The organism is Kribbella sp. CA-294648 (assembly GCF_050943845.1).
In the GTDB taxonomy this organism is placed as follows: domain Bacteria; phylum Actinomycetota; class Actinomycetes; order Propionibacteriales; family Kribbellaceae; genus Kribbella.
In genome coordinates this window covers 5,274,091-5,292,234 of record NZ_CP191981.1, presented here as the reverse complement: position 1 = coordinate 5,292,234, position 18,144 = coordinate 5,274,091, and the positions used below count along the sequence as shown (strand labels likewise).

Here is an 18,144-nt window from a genome sequence, read left to right as displayed (position 1 = left end):
GGTTGCCCCGCCAGATTCTGAGGGGGCAACCCATCGCTTGGCGGGTTAACCCCTCAGAGGTGCTGGGGTAGCGAGGGCGATGGTGAGGGCGAGGACGGTTTCGGGGTCTTCCAAGCGGTCGCCGTAGAGGTCGCGGATCTGGCCCATGCGGTAGCGGACCGTTTGGGGATGGACGTGGAGGGCCGCGGCGACCTCGTCGCGGCGGCCGAGGTGGAGCAGCCATTCGCGGAGCGTCTCGGCCAGCCGCTCGGCCGTGCCCGGGCGGACTGCTTCGAACGGGGCGAGCACCTGCCGGCGGAGGTCGTCGAGGGCCGCCTGGTCGGATGTCACCACGAACGTGGTCAGGTGCCGCTCGGTATCGACCGGTGCGTCGGGCTCGGCGGTCAGCCGCAACTGCCGCGCCCGCAAAGCCCGCAGGTACGACGTACGCACGTCCGTCCAGGGTCGGGTCGGGCCGACATAGGCCTGGTAGCCGCGCAGGTTTCGCAGCAACGCGGTGCGCGCTGAGCCGTCGGCATCGGGAACCAGCAACACGGCCACCTCCGACGCATCCTGGTCATCGGGTTCGGCATCGTCGCCTGGAGTCAGGTCGTCGAGGCCGGCTTCGGGACGCAACGTCCGCGGATCGAGAGCGCCGAGCATCCCGCGGACGTGCGCGCTGGGCAGGATCACCGCGGTCAGGGTGCGGGGCGGCTCCCAGTCGGCCAGCTCCGCCCGGCCGGTCAGTTGCTCGGGGGAGTCGCCGTGCAGGAGGCCGCGGCCGAGCTCCTGGAGATAGCGCTCCCTGACCCGGCCCGTGGTCGCCAGTTCGTCGGTGTGGCCGGACACGCTGGCGGCGGACAGTTCGTCGATGTAGGCGAAGACCAATTCGGCGAACTTGGCCAGTGTGTCGGCGGAGAGACGCGCCTCGACCGCAGTACGGGACAGTTCTCGCCAGGCCACTCGGGCGCCGACTCGGTAGGCGGCGAGGAGGGCGTCCATGCTCCGGCCGCTGCGGGCCTCGCCGCGGCCGAGCACGTAGGCGCCTTCGAGAGCGGGAGCGAGCGGCGTACCGGGATCGCCGCTGCTCGCCAGCCGGAGGAATCCGCCGAGGGCGAGCTGGACGGCGCCCTCGATCTTGGCGCCCATCGGGCCGGCCAGCGCGTTGGTGTAGGCGGGCACTTCGACGATGATCGCGGTCACGGTCAGCCCGGCGATGTCCCGCAGCCGCGAGCGCAAAAGGTCGACGGCGGCCTCACCCAGCTCGAGCTCGGCGGCGCCGCGGGCGGTCCGGCTGGCGTGCCGGGCGGGGTCGATCTCGGCCATATTGTTCCCTCCGAACAAGATCGCGGAACAGATTCACCGCTGGCGGTCATGAAACTACACCGTGCGCCGAGGATGCTGGTACCTATGACCACGTTTGCGTCCGACCCGGGAGCCCCCGACACCCTGCGGGGGCGGCTGCGTGACCGGCTCTGGCGAGTCGCGGCGGCTGCCACCCATCCGCTCGACCCCGCCGAATACCTCGACATGTTCCGCCCTTTGCGGGCCGGCGCCGACCTGCGCGCCCGGGTCGTCGAGGTCCGCCCCGAGACCGCCGACGCAGTGACCGTCGTACTGCGGCCCGGCGCCGCCTGGCGCGGGCACGAGCCGGGACAGTACGTCCGGATCGGGCTCGAGGTCGACGGCATCCGGCTGTGGCGTTCCTACTCGTTGACCTCCGCGCCGGGCAGCGAACTGCTCACCATCACGGCCAAGGCCGTGCCGGACGGCCTGGTCAGCGCACACCTCGCGCAGGAGCTGCGGCCGGGCCAATTGGTCCATCTGGACCAGGCGGTCGGAGACTTCGTGCTGCCGAACCCGGCGCCGCGCAAGGTCCTGTTCGTCACCGGCGGCAGTGGCATCACGCCCGTCATGGGCATGCTGCGGTCCGGCCTCGACCGGCTCGACGACGTCGTCCTCGTCCACTCCGCGGCCTGTGCCGACGAGGTGATCTTCGGCGACGAGCTGCGCAGCTTCGCCGACGACGGCCGGCTGCGCCTGGTCGAACAGCACACCGACACCCAGGGCCGGCTCGACGTCGCGGCGCTGGCGGACGTAGTACCGGATCTGGCCGAGCGGGAGACCTGGGCCTGTGGTCCGGCCGGTCTCCTGGACGCGCTCGAAGAGCAGTGGACGGCGCTGGAGCTGGCCGGCCTGCACACCGAGCGCTTCCGGACCGCGCTGGCCGAGCCGGGGGAGGGCGGCACCGTCCGCTTCACCGGCACCGGAACCGAGATAGAGCTCGACGGCACCACCCCGATCCTCGACGCGGGCGAGCAGAACGGCGTCCTGATGCCGTCCGGCTGCCGGATGGGGATCTGCTTCTCGTGCGTGCTGCCACTGCGCTCGGGCTCCGTGCGAGACCTGCGCTCCGGCGACGTGACGACTGCCGCACCGGGCGACGGGGTACTCATTCAAACCTGCATCTCGGCCGCGGCCGGCGCGTGCGACATCGACTGTTGAGGAAGAGACTCAGATGACCGTTCTGCAGAAGAAGTCCGACAACCCGATCGCGCACCTGAGCACCGAGGACATCGAGGAGATCGGCCGGCGGCTGGACGCGATCCGGGCCGAGGTCATCGCCGCCCGCGGCGCGTCGGACGCGGCGTACATCCGCAAGGTGATCAGCGTGCAGCGCAAGCTGGAGCTGTCCAGCCGGGCGGTGCTGCTGCTGTCGCTGTTCCCGCCGGCCTGGATCGTCGGTACGGCGGGACTGTCGGTGGCCAAGATCCTGGAGAACATGGAGATCGGCCACAACGTCATGCACGGCCAGTGGGACTGGATGCGGGACCCGAAGATCCACTCGACCAAATGGGAGTGGGACCACGCCTCGCCGTCGGAGCAGTGGAAGCACTCGCACAACGAGCTGCACCACACCTACACGAACGTGGTCGGCAAGGACAACGACCTCGGCTACGGCATCATGCGGGTCGACGAGGACCAGAAGTGGTACCCGGCCTATCTGGCCCAGCCGCTGTGGAACTTCGTCAACGCGATGTTCTTCGAGTACGGCATCGCGGCGTACGACCTGGAGCTGGGCAAGAACCTGGCCACCAAGAAGCGGCGCAAGGACCCGGAGTTCAAGGCGCGGGCCAAGCAGGTGTTCAAGAAGATCCGTGGGCAGATGACGAAGGACTACGTCGTGCACCCGCTGCTGTCGGGTCCGTCGGCGGTGCACACGCTGGCCGCCAACTTCACCGCCAACATCGTGCGCAACGTCTGGGCGCACTCGGTGATCATGTGCGGTCACTTCCCCGAGGGCGTGCAGACCTTCGAGAAGAAGTCGATCGAGGGCGAGACGCGCGGCGAGTGGTACCTGCGGCAGATGCTCGGGTCGGCCAACATCAGCGGCGGCCGCGCGATGCACATCATGACCGGCAACCTCTCGTACCAGATCGAGCACCACCTGTTCCCAGACCTGCCGAGCAACCGGTACCAGGAGATCGCGCCGAAGGTCCAGGCGCTGTTCGACGAGTTCGGGCTGCAGTACACGACCGGGCCGCTGCCGAAGCAGGTCGCGTCGGCGTGGGCGAAGGTCTTCCGGCTGTCCCTGCCGAACGACTTCGGCTCGAAGGTCCGGGGTGCGCTGACCGGCGCGCAGCAGCGTCCGCTCACCGCCGGCTGACGGTCGGCTGGTCAGCGCGCGGCGGTGACGGCGACCCGGATCCTGTAGGGGCCCTCGGCAAGTAGCTCCGGGATCCGGGTTTCCAGGAGTTCAGGAACTGTGACACTCCTGGTGGGTGCTCGTGACCACGGTCGCCCTTAGCCTTGAAGTATGCGTCCAGCCAGAGCAGGCTTACGCACTGCGATCCGGTCGATGATCACGTTTGTCGGCGTCAGTGTCCTCGCCGGTGCGCTCGCCGCTGGGCTGGCGATCCCGTTCGCCGGGTTCGCCGGCAGCGCTACGGAGGACCTCGCCTCAACGGTGGCGAGCCTGCCGAAGGAGCTCCAGACGGAGCCGCTGGCGGTCCGCAGCCGGGTGCTCGCGGCCGACGGCAGCCTGATCACCACGCTGTACGAGCAGAACCGCGTCCCGGTGCGACTCGACCAGATCAGCCCGATCATGCGGAAGGCGATGATCGGGATCGAGGACTCGCGCTTCTACGACCACGGCGCGATGGATGCCAAGGGCACGCTGCGCGCGATGCTGCGCAACCAGAGCGAGGGTGAGGTCCAGCAGGGCGGCTCGAGTATCACCCAGCAGTACGTCAAGCTGAGTCTGGTCGAGAAGGCGAAGACCGACGAGGAGCGGCACCGGGCCACCGTGGTCTCCTACCAGCGCAAGCTGACCGAGCTGCGCTACGCGATCGCCGTCGAGTCCCAGCTGTCCAAGGACCAGATCCTGGAGCGGTATCTCAACCTGGTGAACTTCGGCGACGGGGCGTACGGCGTACAGGCTGCGGCTCAGCACTACTTCCGGATCTCCGCCAAGGACCTCAACCTCCCGCAGGCCGCGCTGCTGGCCGGGCTGGTGAAGAACCCGACCGGTTACGACCCGACCAACAACCTGCAGCGGTCGAAAGAGCGGCGTGACCTCGTACTGCGGCGCCTGCAGGAGCTGAGCGTGATCACTCCCGCGCAGGCCAACGCGGCGATCAAGAGCCCGATCGACCTGAGCCGGATGCGCAAGGTCCCGAACGGCTGCGCCAGCTCGAAGTACCCGTTCTACTGCGAGTACGTCGTCGCCAAGTTGCTCGACAACCCCGCGCTCGGCCGGACCGCCAAGGAGCGGGAGCACTACCTGAAGACCGGCGGGCTGACCATCCGGACCACGCTCGACCCGCGGATCCAGGCCGCCGCGCAGGCGTCGATCAATGCGCACACCAAGCGCACGGACACCGCGATCGCGGCCATCACCGTGGTCGAACCGGGCACCGGGGTGGTGAAGGCGATGGTGCAGAGCCGGCGGTACGGGAACGGCCGGTACGAGACGGCGTACAACTACAACGTGGAGAAGTCGTACGCCGGCGGCTACGGCGGGTTCCAGAACGGCTCCACGATGAAGGCGTTCGTGCTCGCGGCGGCCCTGCAGCGGGGTCTGCCGATGAGCCACCGGATCAACTCGCCGCAGCAGATCGACCTGAGCAACAAGCCGTTCCGGACCTGCAAGGGGTGGACCCGCGACCCGGACTACAAGCCGAAGAACTCCACCAGGAGCGGCGACCTCACCATGGTCGAGGCCGCGCGGTACTCGACCAACACCTACTTCCTGCAGCTGTCCCAGCAGACCGGGCTGTGCGCACCGGCCACCATCGCCGGCAAGCTCGGCATGTACAACGCGCAGTCGCTCAAACCGCTCGACCAGGTGGTGTCGTTCACCCTGGGCGTCGGCTACACGACGCCGCTGATGCTCTCGAACGCGTACGCCACCTTCGCCGCCCGCGGCAAGTACTGCAAGCCGCTGCTGTTCGTCTCGGTCCACGACAACTCGCGGCGGCTGATCGAGACTCCCAAGGTCAGCTGCGAGCAGGCGATCCCGCCGGCTGTGGCCGACGGCGTCAACCGGGTGCTCGGCGCGGTGATGGAACCGGGCGGCACTGGCGGGCGGCTGAACTTCGGCCGGTACGACCTAGCCGGCAAGACCGGCACGATCCAGGAGAACAAGGCCGTCTGGTACGCCGGTTACGCGCCGAACCTGGCCGCCGCCGCGGTGGTGGCCGACGCGAGCCTGCCGTACACGAACCTGATGTACCGCCACACCCTCGACGGCAAGGACATCTCCGACCCGACCGGCTCCGGCACCGCCGGCCCGTTGTGGCAGACCGCGATGATGGGTGCGCTCAAGGGCCTGCCGATGGAGCGCTTCGTCGCGCCGAGCCCGACGATGGTCGGCAAACCGACCAAGCCGAAGGAGCCGAAGCCCCAGTGACAACGCCCGGTACGCCGGACCTGGACCCGATCGCGCAGGCCACCGCGGATCTCGCCGCCCGGCTCGGTATCGAGCCCGCCGAGGTGACCGTGGTCAGCTCCACCGAGGTCACCTGGCCCGACGGCAGCCTCGGTTGCCCTGAGCCCGGAATGTTCTACACCCAGGCACTGGTCAACGGCACCCGCACGGTGCTGGAGGCGAACGGCAACCGGTACAACTACCACTCCGGCGGCGGCCGCGCTCCCTTCCTCTGCATGTTTTGACCTGGCCCTCACCGGACACCCGCTACGGTGACAGTGAGCCATGTCGCCGATCGGAGGGCGAGTGATGTTGGGACTGCCTGGTCAGATACGCGCCTGTCTGTTCGACCTCGACGGCGTGCTGACCGACACCGCGGCGGTGCACGCGGCCGCGTGGAAAGAGATGTTCGACGACTTCCTGCGCGACCTGGCCGTCCGGACGGGCACGCCCTTCGTGCCGTTCGACGCGCACGCGGAGTACGACGCCCATGTCGACGGCAAGCCGCGGCCCGACGGTGTTCGTGACCTGCTCCTGTCGCGGGGGATCACGCTGCCGGAGGGGCATCCCGACGATCCGCCGGGCACCCAGACGATCAACGGGCTCGGCAACCAGAAGAACGTCGCCGTACTGCGCCGCATCCGCGACGACGGTGTCCGGGTGTTCGAAGGGTCGAGGCGCTATCTCCAGGCGGCCCGGGACGCGGGGCTGCGGCGGGTCGTGGTGTCGTCGAGCGCGAACACCGGCGAGGTGCTCCAGGTGACCGGTCTGGCCGAGCTGGTGGAGCACCGGATCGACGGGCTGACGATCCGGGAGCAGGGTCTGCGGGGTAAGCCGGCGCCGGACACGTTCCTGCAGGGGGCGGCATGGTGCGGCGTACAGCCGTCCGAGGCGGTCGTCTTCGAGGACGCACTGGCAGGGGTGGCAGCGGGCCGGGCTGGCGCCTTCGGGTTCGTGGTCGGCGTCGACCGCGTCGGCCAGGCCGTGCAACTGAAGGCGCACGGAGCCGACATCGTCGTCACCGACCTGGCCGAGCTGATCGACAACCCCAGCCTCGAAGGACCGCAGCGATGAGCGACAGACCCGACGACGAAGGGCAGCAGGCATGATCGATCGTGGGCCGCATCCGATCGAGCCCTGGCAGTTGCGCGAGACCGAGCTGCCGCTGAACAAACTGGCCCAGGCCGAGTCCTTGTTCGCCCTCTCCAACGGGCACATCGGCCTGCGCGGCAACCTCGACGAGGGCGAGCCGTACGCGATCCCCGGCACCTACCTGAACTCCTTCTACGAGGAGCGCCCACTCCCGTACGCCGAAGCCGGCTACGGCTACCCCGAAGAGGGCCAGACCCTCGTCGACGTCACCAACGGCAAGCTGATCCGGCTGCTCGTGGACGACTCGCCGTTCGACGTCCGGTACGGCGAACTGCACTCGCACGAGCGCTGCCTGGACTTCCGCTCCGGGATCCTGCAGCGGAAGGTCGACTGGACCTCACCCGCGGGCAAGCGGGTCAGGGTGCGGTCCCGGCGACTCGTCTCGCTGACCCAGCGCGCGGTGGCCGCGATCGAGTACTTCGTCGAGGTGGACCAGCCGGTCCGCCTGGTGATCCAGTCCGAGCTGGTCGCCAACGAGACTCAGCCGTCGCTGTCGGACGATCCGCGGGTGGCCGCAGTACTGGAGAACCCGCTGAAGGCGGTGTCGCAGGACAGCGATGCCGAGGAGGTCGTGCTCGTTCACCGCACCTGCTCGAGTGAGCAGCTGATGGCCGCGGGGATGACGCACCAGGTCGAGTGCCCCGCCCGGACCGAGCAGGACGTCGACGTCCGGGAGGACTGGGCGCGGAACACGATCATCACCGAGCTGGAGCCGGGGCAGACCCTGCGGGTGGTGAAGTTCCTGGCGTACGGCTGGTCCAGTCTGCGCTCGGAGACGGCGATCAGCGACCAGGTCTCGGCCGCGCTGGCCGGGGCGCAGTTCTCCGGCTGGGACGGTCTGGTCGAGCAGCAGCGCGCGTACCTGGACGACTTCTGGGATGCGGCCGACGTGGAGGTCGAAGGCAATCCGGAGCTGCAGCAGGCGGTCCGGTTCGCGTTGTTCCATGTCCTGCAGGCGGGTGCGCGCGCCGAACGGCGAGCCATCCCGTCCAAGGGGCTGACCGGCGCGGGGTACGACGGGCACACCTTCTGGGACACCGAGGGATTCGTGCTGCCGACGTTGACCTTCACCATGCCTCAGGCTGCCGCCGACGCGTTGCGCTGGCGGCACTCCATCCTCGGCCTGGCGAAGGAACGCGCGGCGGTGCTCGGCTTGAACGGTGCCGCCTTCCCGTGGCGGACGATCCGCGGGCAGGAGTGTTCGGGGTACTGGCCGGCCGGGACAGCCGCCTTCCACATCAACGCCGACATCGCGGCGGCGGTCGGGCGGTACCACCTAGCCACCGGTGACGACGCCTTCATCAAGGACTGCGGCCTGGAGCTGCTGGTCGAGACGGCTCGGTTGTGGATGTCCCTCGGGCATCACGACCGGCACGGGAAGTGGCATCTGCCCGGCGTGACCGGCCCCGACGAGTACAGCGCTGTTGCCGACGACAACGTTTTCACCAACCTGATGGCCGCGCGAAACCTCAAGCTGGCGGCCAGCTTCGCCACCCGCTTTCCCGATCAGGCCCGCAAGCTGGGCGTCAACACCGAGGAGGAGGCCCGCTGGCGGGACGCTGCCGCCGCCGTCCACATCCCGTACGACGAGGAGCTCGGCGTGCATCCGCAGTCGGAGGGCTTCACCGACTATGCGGAGTGGGACTTCGAGGAATACCGGGGCAAGTACCCCCTGATGATGCACGCGCCGTACTTCGAGCTGTACCGCAAGCAGGTCGTCAAGCAGGCGGACCTGATGCTGGCGATGTACTGGTGCGGTGACGAGTTCACGCCGGAGCAGAAGGCCCGCAACGTCGACTACTACGAGCGGATCACGGTCCGCGACTCGTCCTTGTCGGCCTGCGTGCAGGCGGTGACGGCGGCGGAGGTCGGGCATCTCGACCTCGCCTACGACTACGCCTACGAGGCCGCGCTGATCGACCTGCTGGATCTCCACCACAACACCGGCGACGGATTGCACATGGCTTCGCTGGCCGGTGCCTGGAGCGCCCTCGTCGGTGGTTTCGGCGGGCTGCGCGAGCGTGACTCCGGGCTCTGTTTCAACCCGGCGCTCCCGGCCGGGCTGTCCCGGCTGGCGTTCTCGGTCCGCTGGCGCGGTGTCCGGCTGCGGGTGGAGATCACCCAGGACGAGGCGACGTACTCCGTCCATGACGGGCCGGACGCGTCCCTGACCGTCGCCCATGTCGGTGAGCCGATCGAAGTGACTGCCGACAAGCCGGTGACGCGGCCGCTGGTCAAACGTCAGCCGCTGCTGGACCGCCCGACGCAGCCGACCGGGCGCGAACCGATGTCGGCGATCGGCAACACCACCAGCGTTCACCACCCGGACAGCTGACAGCACAGCAGCCTCCTCGCAGGGCGGCGCGAGGAGGCTGCTGTGTTCAGCTCGAGCTGGGCCCGGCTCAGGTGGGCCCAGCTCAGTCTGGTTCAGCTGCAGGTGGGTTCACCGGGCTGGGCGCCGAGGCTGACGGCGTTCCAGGCGGCCTTCACCTTGTTGTACTTCACACAGGTCGCGTCCAGGTTCTTGGCCGCGTTCAGGGTGGCGATGCGCCACTTGGGGTAGCTCATCCCGGACGTCTTGAGCATCATCGCGTTGTAGAAGATCCGGCCGGCTTCCTTGATGCCGATCCCGGTCAGCGTGCTGCTGTTGCAGGTCGGGCTCACCGGCTGGCCGTTGGTGGGATTGGTGCCTTCGGCAAGCAAGTAGAACCAGTGGTTCATCGGTCCGGCCGCAGCGTGCACCGACGACGGCAGGCTGGTCGAGTAGCAGTTCGGGTGGCCGGACACCCGCGACGGGTTGTACATGTAGCGGATCGGGCCGTTGCCCGAGAGGTTGATCAGCTCGCCGACCTCGTAGTCCGGCTTGTCGTTCGGGTTGTTCAGGTAGTGCTCGGTCAGCGCGCCCCAGATGTCGGCGACGGCCTCCTGGCTCGGGTAGCCCGAGATGCCGCTCGGCGTCTTGGCGTCCAGGCCGTGCCCGTACTCGTGGGCCACCACGTCGGTCCCGGTGATCCAGTAGTTCAGGTTGTTGCGGCCGAAGATGACGCCCCCGATGTTGCTGGAGTGGTTCCAGTAGGCGTTGACGGCCGGCAGCCCGACCTCGGCGTCGGCCCAGTTGCCCCGGCCATCGAGTCCGTTGCGGCCGTACCAGGTCTTGAGCAGGTCCCACTCGCCGGCGGCGACGTACATGACGTCGACGCACCCGGAGACCTTGTCGGTCTTGCTCGCGCTGCCCCAGACGTTGTCGGCATCCGTCATGATCCGGTTGGTGCTGTAGTCGATGCAGGACAAGCCGGGGCGAGCCGGGTCGGTCATCCGGTAGGAGCTGCCGGACTGCGTCGTACCGAAGGTCAGGCCGGCGCCGTTCCAGATGCCGCGGCCGGTGCCGGAGGCGGTCTGCTCGGCGCTGTGGGCGACCTTGGCGGTGGCCGCGTCGACGTACACGAGCTCCTGGGTCGCGTTGTCGCCGTGGTCGTGGGCGGAGTGCTTCGCCTTGCCCGCGACCGGGACCTCCCAGGCCAGGACGGGCTTGGGCTGGCCGACGACCAGGACGACGAGCTTCGGCGTACCGGTGCCGGTCACGGTGGTGAACGCCTTGCGCGCCGAGGCGGTCGCCTGCGCGGGGGTGAGTTTCGGCGTCGTACCGACCGAAATGCTGGCCTGCGAAGCGGCGAGCGTGGTGAGCACGTTGCCTGCGGCGTCGGTCGAGACGACGGCGTCGCCACCGACGACGTGCAGACCCTGGTAGGTCTTGTTGTACGAGACGTAGAACAGGTCCTGCGTGTCGGCGTCACCACCTTCGAAGACGCCGAGGCGGGTGTACGTCTCCTGGGCGCCCTTGCGCAACGTACCGAGGCCGGCGTTGACGGCCCGGTCGGCGGCGGCGACCGCGACGGCGGTGGCATCGGGCGGGTCGGCCGGTGCGGTGGCGCCGGCAGCGACGCCGCTACTGGCCAGGGTTCCGGCGATCAGGGCGGCGGTCAGGCCGGTGGCCGCGGTCAACTGGACGGCGCGGCGGTTGCGACGGGCGGTGCGGGGTTTCGGGACTCTCACGGGGGGACTCCTCACGGGGCGGTGTGAGAAGTACGGTGACGAACTTGCCGGAATCACGGCAAGCAGTAGTCACCCTTGGTTGGGTCGCGGGACACACAGCAAGGGGAAGCCTTCGGCACTCCCGGTCTCACAACTGAGAGCAGAGGGTGACCAGTCGTTGACAATCAGCTCCGAACCGTGGTGGCACCTTCCGCCCCGTACTGCGGATTTCCGGCCAGCCAGTCGGTGTAGCGCGGGCTGCGGGCGATGGAGTCGAGGTAGGCCAGCCCGGCGAGTTCGATCACCTGGTTCGCCAGTCCGGCGGCCGGCCCGTCGGGATGCCACCCGATCAGGTGCCGCCACTTCAACGGCACTCCTTCGATCGGTACGGCGACCACGCCGGGCATCTCGCGGAACACCGGCTGGCAGAGCACGACCGCGTCGCCGGACTCGACCATGTCGATGCAGCTCACCACATCGGTTTCGTACAGGGTGCTGGGTGTGAAGCCCGCTCGGCCACAGGCGGCGGCGAAGCAGTCAGCGAAGCAGCCGTCGCCGGGGGTCGCACCCCACTGTTCGGTGGCGAGCTGTGCGAGGTCGACGGCCGGAGAGTCGGCCAGTGGATGGTCAGCAGCAAGCAGGACGAAGACTGGATCGGTGCCGAGCACCCGCCAGGTCAGACCTGGCTGGGCCGGCGGCGGCGCGTCGCCACAAACACCGACGATGGTGTAGTCGATCCGTCCGTCGGCAACCATCGCGGCGAGTTCGTCGGCAGACCAGGAGACCTGCGTGGTCACCCGCATCCCGGGATAGACCGCGGTCAGGTGGTGCAGAAGGCGGCCGAGCAGATGGCCGGTCGCCGAGCCAATGGTCAGACTTGCCGGGTCCTCGCCGATCCGCCCGTTGCTGTTGCTGAACCGAGCTGCTTCTTCCTGCAGCCCGGAGACGGCGGGAAGGAGCAGCCTGGCTCTGGCGAGGACGAGCTCGCCAAGCGGGGTGGGCCGGATGCCGGTCCGGTCGCGTTCGAACATCACCCCACCGAGCACCCGCTCGATGCGCTGCAGTTGCGCGGTGAGGGCCGGCTGGGCCAGGCCCAGGTTTCCGGCGGCTTTGGTGATGGAGCCCGCATCGGCCACAGCACAGACGATCCGCAGATGTCTTAGTTCCAGCTCCATGGCAGCAAGGTAGGCAACCGGAGGCCGATCAGGAAGAGTCTGGTCGGCCTCCGGCGCGTCAGTGCTACTTCACAGGACTTGCCACAGCGCTGGGACGTTCGGTGGTTCCCAGCCTGGTTGAGCCGTGTGGCCCTGCAAGCAGCGGTAGGTCCGGCCGTTGAAGGAGGCGAGAGTGGCGGCCGGATAGGCGGTGCCGGCTGCCCAGGCCGGCGTGGGGTTGGTCGGAGTGGAGGTCGGGGTCGGGGTCGGAGTCGGGGTGACCGTCGGAGTGGGTGTCGGAGTGGGTGTGGGTGTGGTTCCGAAGGTCACGTCGGAGCAGGTGTAGAAGGCCTCCTGACTGTCGGAGCGCTGCCAGATCGAGTAGACGAGATGCCGTCCACTGCGCACCGGCAGTACTGCGGTCATCTTGTAAGCGCCGCTGGTCAGCGGCGGATCGGTGGCCCGGTGGAACAACTCCAGGTCCGCCCAGCGCAACGGCTGGGACGGGTTGTACCCGGGCCGCGTGACATACAGCTCGAACGACCCACGATGCGCCGCCGTCGCCCGATAGCTGAAGGTGTGGCTACCACCCGAGGGCAGCGGGGTGGCCGGCCAGTCCGCCCGGGCCAGATCGAAGCCCTGGTACTTCGCCCGGTTGGCACTGCACAGCTTGCCGTCCGGGATCAGTTCGCGATGCCGGCCACCCGCGTTGGCGATGTTGACCTCGTTCCAGTCGTAGACCGCCTGGGTGCCACCGAGCGCGACCGCCGCCTTGCACGCCGCGGAGTCGGGGGACTCCGCGCCTTCGAGGAAGCAGGTGTACGTGCGACTCGCCGGGCTCTGCATCGAGCCGTGCCCGAGCGCCGAGGCGGCGAACAAGCAGGAGGCGCCGACGACGATCGCGGTGGCGGAACTGATCAGGACGGTCTTCTTGGTTGCCATCAGGCCGTGGTCCACAGGGCCGGGACGTTCGGGGGTTCCCAACCGGTCTGCGCCGTGTGGCCTTGCAGGCAGCGGTATCGCTGGCCGCTGTAGGTGACGGTGGAGCCGGTCGCGTACGTCGTACCGGCCTGCCAGGTGGTGCCGCCCGGCGGGGGAGTGGTCGGGGGAGGCGTGGTGGGCGGGTTTCCGCCACTGACGGTCAGCGTCAGGTTGTAGACGCTGAGGATCTCGTTCACCGGCTGGAAGTAGATGACGCCGCCGGTTCGGCAGTTGCCGGAGCCACCCGAGGTCACGCCTTGTGCCTGGTCACCGGTCAGCCAGGAACCGCCGGAGTCACCTGGTTCGGCGCAGGCGTTGGTCCGGGTCAGGCCGGTGATGGTGCCTTCGGGGTAGGTCACCGACGCGTTCTTCTGCTGGATGGTGCCGCAACGCCAGCCGGTGGTCGAACCCGAGCGGCAGACGGACGAACCCACCGCGGCTTCGGTCGAGCCGGCGACCGGCACGGTGCCGGGGTACCGGTTGACCAGCGGCCGCGGAGTGTTGCCGGCGGCAACTCTCACCCAGGCGTAGTCGTTGCCCGGGAAACTCGATCCGGCGAAGGTACCGCTCGGTTGCGTGGTGGTCGCGCCGACCCGGCCACAGTGGCCGGCCGTCACGAAGCCGCCGGTGACCGCAAAGCCGACCGAGCACCGGCTGCCGCTGCCGATGTAGTAGGCGTTGCCGCCGATGATGTCGATCATCGGCTTCGGGCTCTCGGTGGAGGTGACGAAGCGGACTGTTGCCGCGTCGACCCCGCTGGCCTTGGCGAACGCCTTGGCCTGTTGGGATTTGCCGGGCTTGGTCAGCATGACGAGCTGGTTCGTGGTGACGTCGACGTACCAGCCGGGCACCGTCTTGGGAGCTCGTGAGGCCTTGCTGTCCAAGCGGTTCTTGAGTGCTTCGAGTTGGGTCAGGCTGCGCGGTACAGCCTTGGGTACGGCGCCGGCGGCTCGGACCAGTCCGGCTCGGGACGGGTCGGTGATGCCGACGGTGAGTGTGCTCGCGTCGCGGTCGAGCCAGGCGCCGGCGAACGCAGTACCGAGGCTGGTGCGCAGGAACCCTTCGACCTCGGCGGCCTTGTGTTCCCTGGCCAGCCGGGCTTTGGCTTCGTCGGGGCTGATCCGCAGGTCTCGGGCGAGCGCGCTCAGCATCGGGTCCTCGGCGGCGGCTGCTTCTTGGTACTGCGCCGCGTTGCTGGGGATGAGTGGGGTAAGGGTGACGGCAGCCACCAAACCTGCTGCGGATACGGCGGCCGCTAAGGCGGCGATCTTTCGGGACATCGGCACTCCTGCCAGGGGGCGGTCCAGCTACGGATTGTTGAATCGGACCGTAACTAGCGAACAGCCTCGCCGGGCACATCTCAGTTGGGTCATACCGTGGCCTCGGGAGCAGGTTTTCAGCGCGATCGAGTGCGGACCTGCACAGAACCTTCACGAGTCGTCCGCTAATCCTGACCGAGCTGACTCCTAGGCTCGCACTATGCCAGTCAATGCAGCGGGCGCGCGGATTCTCGTGGTCGAGGACGAGCCGGTGATCAACCAGGCGGTGACCGACCGGTTGCGCGGTTCGGGGTACGAGGTGGTCCAGGCCTGGGACGGACCGGAGGCGGTCGAGCAGTTCACCGACACCGCACCCGATCTGGTCGTGCTGGACGTGATGCTGCCCGGGTTCGACGGTCACGAGGTGTGCCGCCGGATCCAGGCGGCCCGGCCCGTCCCGGTGCTGATGCTGACCGCTCGCGACGACGAGGCGGACATCCTGGTCGGCCTCGGAGTCGGGGCCGACGACTATCTGACCAAGCCGTTCCGGATGCGGGAGCTGGTGGCTCGCGTCGGCGCCCTGCTGCGCCGGGTCGAGCGGGCAGCAGAACTCGCCACCCGGACGACGACGGCCGATCTGGGCGACCTGCGGGTCGACTCGGCGTCGAGGCGGGTGTGGGTCGCGGACGCCGAGGTTCACCTGACACCGACCGAGTTCGACCTGCTCGCCTGCCTCGCGGCCAGCCCCGGCGTCGTCCTGACCAGAGAAAACCTGTACGCCGAAGTCTGGGGCTGGCCGGGTGCCTCCGGGACCCGCACGGTCGACAGCCATGTGAAGGCGTTGCGCGCCAAGATCGGTGCGGAGCGAGTGCGCACGGTGCACGGCGTCGGCTATGCGCTGGAGACCGGTGGTGCCGCGTGAGCAGCCCGGTGCTCAACACCGTCAGGTCGGTCAAGGTCAAGCTCGGCCTGCTGGTCGCGGTCAGCGTCACGCTCGCCTCGATCCTCGCGGCGACCGGCGCGGTGGGCAGTGTGCCGTTCTGGCTCACCGTCCCGGTCACGGTTGGTCTCGCACTCGGTGTCACCCAACTGCTGGCCGCCGGGATGACATCACCCCTGCGCGAGATGACCGCCGCCGCGCGCGGGATGGCTCGGGGCAATTACTCGGTCCGCGTCACCGCGACCTCGAGCGACGAGGTCGGTGAGCTCGCCCGCGCCTTCAACCGGATGGCCGAGGACCTCGCGGCCGTCGATCGCCAGCGACGCGAGCTGGTGGCGAACGTCAGCCACGAACTGCGGACACCGCTGGCCGCGCTGTGCGCAGTACTGGAGAACCTGGTGGACGGGGTCGCTGAGCCGGATCCTGTTTCCCTGCGGACGGCGCTCGACCAGGCCGAACGACTTGCCGCGCTCGCGTCCGACCTGCTCGACCTCGCCCGGGTGGATGCCGGTAAGGCCGAGTTGTCCACCACTCAAGTGCCCGTCGAGGAGTTGCTGCAGCGCGCGGTGGCAGAGGCGAAGGTGTCCCGCCGGGAGGTCCGGTACGACGTCCGCGTCACGCCACCGACGTTGACGGTCCCGGCCGACCGCTCGCGGCTGCACCAGTTGGTCGCCAACCTGCTGGACAACGCGTCGCGGCACAGCCCGGCCGGTGGCGTCGTCCGGCTGATTGCGCTGGAGACGCCGGACGGCTGGCGGCTGGAGGTCACCGACGAAGGGCCGGGCATCCCGGCCGCGGATCGGGACCGCGTCTTCGAGCGCTTCGGAACGCTGTCGGAGACCGACGGCGGTGGCGGTACCGGCCTCGGCCTGGCCATCGCCCGCTGGGTCACCGACCTGCACGGCGGCACCATCCACTTCGTCGAGCCAGAACCCCGCAGTACCGGCGCGCGGGTGCGCGTGGACCTTCCCCGCGAACCAGGCCAGCGCCCGAATCTTCTGCCCAGCAAGACCAAGGAGCCCGTGATGACCCAACCGGTCAACCGTCCCGTACCTCCCGCAGCGCCGGCACCCCCGGCGCGTCCCGTCCCCGAGTCGGGGATGGACATCCTGTTCGGCAGGTTCTGGCCCGATGCCCGGATCCCCGGGAACGTCCGCGCCGTCCTCTGCAGCCTGGCGGTCGGTCTGCTGGCTAGCATTATCCTGCCCTTCCGCGACCTCGGCGTCGGGACGTCCGTCGTACTGCTGGCCGCGGGCGGCGTGATCCTGTACTTCAGCGCCAACCGGAAGTCCCGCTTCACCCAGGCCTGTGCCGCCTTGTGCGCCCTGCTGTCGGTGACGGCCTTCGTCCGGGACGCGGAATGGATCGTGATCCTCTGCCTGCTGGCCGGTGGCGCGGTCTGCGTCGCCGGGCTCGTGAACGGCCGGACCATGCCCGCCTTCGTGCTGGCCGCCATCTCGCTGCCGCTGGCCGGCTTGCGCGGGCTTCCGTGGCTGGGGCGTTCGGTGCAAGCAGTCAGCAGCCTGAGGACGAGCGCGGCCGCGCTGCGAACAGTCATCTGGTCACTACTCGGTCTCCTCGTCTTCGGACTCTTGTTTGCTTCCGCTGACGCATTGTTCGCCAAGTGGGCGGGCGCGATCGTGCCGGACCTGGAACTGGATTCCTTTGTCCTCAGGGCTTTCATCACCATCGCGGTCGGGGGAGTGGTGCTGGCCGCGACGTACCTCGCGCTGAACCCGCCGAAGGTCGAGACCGGGAACGGCGTGGTGCGCCCGGTCGCGCGCCGCTACGAATGGCTTGCGCCGGTCCTCATCGTGGACGCCGTCTTCCTGGTTTTCCTGGCTGCCCAGGCCACCGCCAGCTTCGGCGGGCACGAGTACCTCGAACGCGTCACCGGGCTGACCTACGCGGAGTACGTCCACCAAGGCTTCGGCCAACTCACTGTCGCCACCGCACTGACCCTGCTGGTTGTCTGGGCAGCAGCACGCAAGGCTCCCCGTACTACGCCCGCCGACGTTCTCTGGTTGCGCGGTTCACTCGGCCTGCTCTGCCTGCTGACCCTGGTGGTGGTCGCGTCCGCTCTCTACCGGATGCACCTCTACCAAGAGGCCTACGGCTTCACCCAGCTTCGCTTGCTGGTGGACGTTTTCGAAGGCTGGCTGGGACTGCTGGTGATCGGTGTGATGGTGGCGGGCGTAACGCTCAAGGCTGCCTGGCTTCCGCGCGCCGCACTGCTCAGCGGGGCCGGCCTCCTGCTCGGCTTGGCAGCGATCAACCCGGACGCCTGGATCGCCCAGCACAACATCGACCGCTACACCGAAACTCAGAAGGTCGACTGGTACTTCCTGCAGACTCTGTCGGACGACGCCGTGCCGGTGCTGGCCAAGCTACCGGCTGAGGCTGCCAACTGCGCGCTGAAGCGGTACGACATCAAGGACGACGACTGGCTGGAGTTCAACCTCGGCCGGCACCGTGCCGAGCCGATCCTGACCTCGCGCCCGGAGCGCGCCACGGCCGTCTGTCCCGCCGAGAGTCCGCGCTGACCTGCTCTTGAATTGCTCAGTTTTTGCCTCGATCTTGGGGTTCCGGCTGATTGATGGCTGACCTAGACTCCGGTGCTCCGACAGGATCACAGGGAGGTGGGGCGTCATGCGCTGTATCGATCCGCCAGTGGAGAGCTGACCACCGATGTGAGGCGCGCGCCCGGCGCTCCGGCCC

At 68.8% G+C, this 18,144-nt stretch carries 13 protein-coding genes; 8 read left to right on the top strand and 5 right to left on the bottom strand.

Annotated features, from left to right (window positions below; all coding sequences use genetic code 11):
* Nucleotides 1–45: 45 nt before the first annotated feature.
* Nucleotides 46–1,305, bottom strand: a complete 1,260-nt coding sequence (locus ACQPYM_RS25075) for a PucR family transcriptional regulator (protein WP_433004469.1) — start codon at nucleotides 1,303–1,305, stop codon at nucleotides 46–48.
* An 84-nt stretch (nucleotides 1,306–1,389) separates the two neighbouring features.
* Here ACQPYM_RS25075 and ACQPYM_RS25070 point away from each other — a divergent pair, with 84 nt between their 5' ends.
* From ACQPYM_RS25070 to ACQPYM_RS25045, 6 genes are all read left to right on the top strand, one after another.
* Complete coding sequence (locus tag ACQPYM_RS25070) at nucleotides 1,390–2,484, top strand: ferredoxin reductase (protein WP_433004466.1); 1,095 nt, start codon at nucleotides 1,390–1,392, stop codon at nucleotides 2,482–2,484.
* A gap of 13 nt (nucleotides 2,485–2,497) precedes the next feature.
* Nucleotides 2,498–3,646, top strand: coding sequence for a fatty acid desaturase family protein (locus tag ACQPYM_RS25065; protein WP_433004463.1), 1,149 nt, complete (start codon nucleotides 2,498–2,500; stop codon nucleotides 3,644–3,646).
* A 192-nt stretch (nucleotides 3,647–3,838) separates the two neighbouring features.
* Nucleotides 3,839–5,890, top strand: coding sequence for a transglycosylase domain-containing protein (locus ACQPYM_RS25060; protein ID WP_433004461.1), 2,052 nt, complete (start codon nucleotides 3,839–3,841; stop codon nucleotides 5,888–5,890).
* The gene (locus tag ACQPYM_RS25055; protein WP_360280893.1) at nucleotides 5,887–6,153 is read left to right on the top strand and encodes a hypothetical protein; all 267 of its coding nucleotides are present in this window, start codon (nucleotides 5,887–5,889) and stop codon (nucleotides 6,151–6,153) included. Before ACQPYM_RS25060 ends, ACQPYM_RS25055 begins: the two co-directional genes overlap by 4 nt.
* Nucleotides 6,154–6,217: 64 nt before the next feature.
* Nucleotides 6,218–6,982: a beta-phosphoglucomutase family hydrolase gene (locus ACQPYM_RS25050; RefSeq protein WP_433023379.1), complete on the top strand. Its 765-nt coding sequence runs from the start codon at nucleotides 6,218–6,220 to the stop codon at nucleotides 6,980–6,982.
* 31 nt (nucleotides 6,983–7,013) lie between these two features.
* Complete coding sequence (locus ACQPYM_RS25045; RefSeq protein WP_433004456.1) at nucleotides 7,014–9,395, top strand: glycoside hydrolase family 65 protein; 2,382 nt, start codon at nucleotides 7,014–7,016, stop codon at nucleotides 9,393–9,395.
* A gap of 92 nt (nucleotides 9,396–9,487) precedes the next feature.
* Here ACQPYM_RS25045 and ACQPYM_RS25040 read toward each other — a convergent pair whose 3' ends face one another.
* The 4 genes from ACQPYM_RS25040 to ACQPYM_RS25025 all read right to left on the bottom strand — a co-directional run bounded on the left by ACQPYM_RS25040 (nucleotide 9,488) and on the right by ACQPYM_RS25025 (nucleotide 14,507).
* Nucleotides 9,488–11,113 carry a M4 family metallopeptidase gene (locus ACQPYM_RS25040; protein WP_433004453.1) on the bottom strand — a complete coding sequence of 542 codons (1,626 nt, stop codon included), beginning with the start codon at nucleotides 11,111–11,113 and terminating at the stop codon, nucleotides 9,488–9,490.
* A gap of 164 nt (nucleotides 11,114–11,277) precedes the next feature.
* Complete coding sequence (locus ACQPYM_RS25035) at nucleotides 11,278–12,267, bottom strand: LysR family transcriptional regulator (protein ID WP_433004450.1); 990 nt, start codon at nucleotides 12,265–12,267, stop codon at nucleotides 11,278–11,280.
* A 69-nt stretch (nucleotides 12,268–12,336) separates the two neighbouring features.
* The gene (locus ACQPYM_RS25030) at nucleotides 12,337–13,188 is read right to left on the bottom strand and encodes a lytic polysaccharide monooxygenase (protein ID WP_433004447.1); all 852 of its coding nucleotides are present in this window, start codon (nucleotides 13,186–13,188) and stop codon (nucleotides 12,337–12,339) included.
* Complete coding sequence (locus ACQPYM_RS25025; RefSeq protein ID WP_433004444.1) at nucleotides 13,188–14,507, bottom strand: alpha-lytic protease prodomain-containing protein; 1,320 nt, start codon at nucleotides 14,505–14,507, stop codon at nucleotides 13,188–13,190. The genes ACQPYM_RS25030 and ACQPYM_RS25025 overlap by 1 nt, the downstream gene beginning before the upstream one ends.
* A gap of 199 nt (nucleotides 14,508–14,706) precedes the next feature.
* Between ACQPYM_RS25025 and ACQPYM_RS25020 the strand changes: the two genes are divergently transcribed.
* The gene (locus ACQPYM_RS25020) at nucleotides 14,707–15,408 is read left to right on the top strand and encodes a response regulator transcription factor (RefSeq protein WP_433004441.1); all 702 of its coding nucleotides are present in this window, start codon (nucleotides 14,707–14,709) and stop codon (nucleotides 15,406–15,408) included.
* Nucleotides 15,405–17,969 (top strand): DUF4153 domain-containing protein, encoded by a 2,565-nt coding sequence (locus ACQPYM_RS25015; RefSeq protein ID WP_433004438.1) that lies wholly within the window; start codon nucleotides 15,405–15,407, stop codon nucleotides 17,967–17,969. Before ACQPYM_RS25020 ends, ACQPYM_RS25015 begins: the two co-directional genes overlap by 4 nt.
* Nucleotides 17,970–18,144 lie beyond the last annotated feature (175 nt).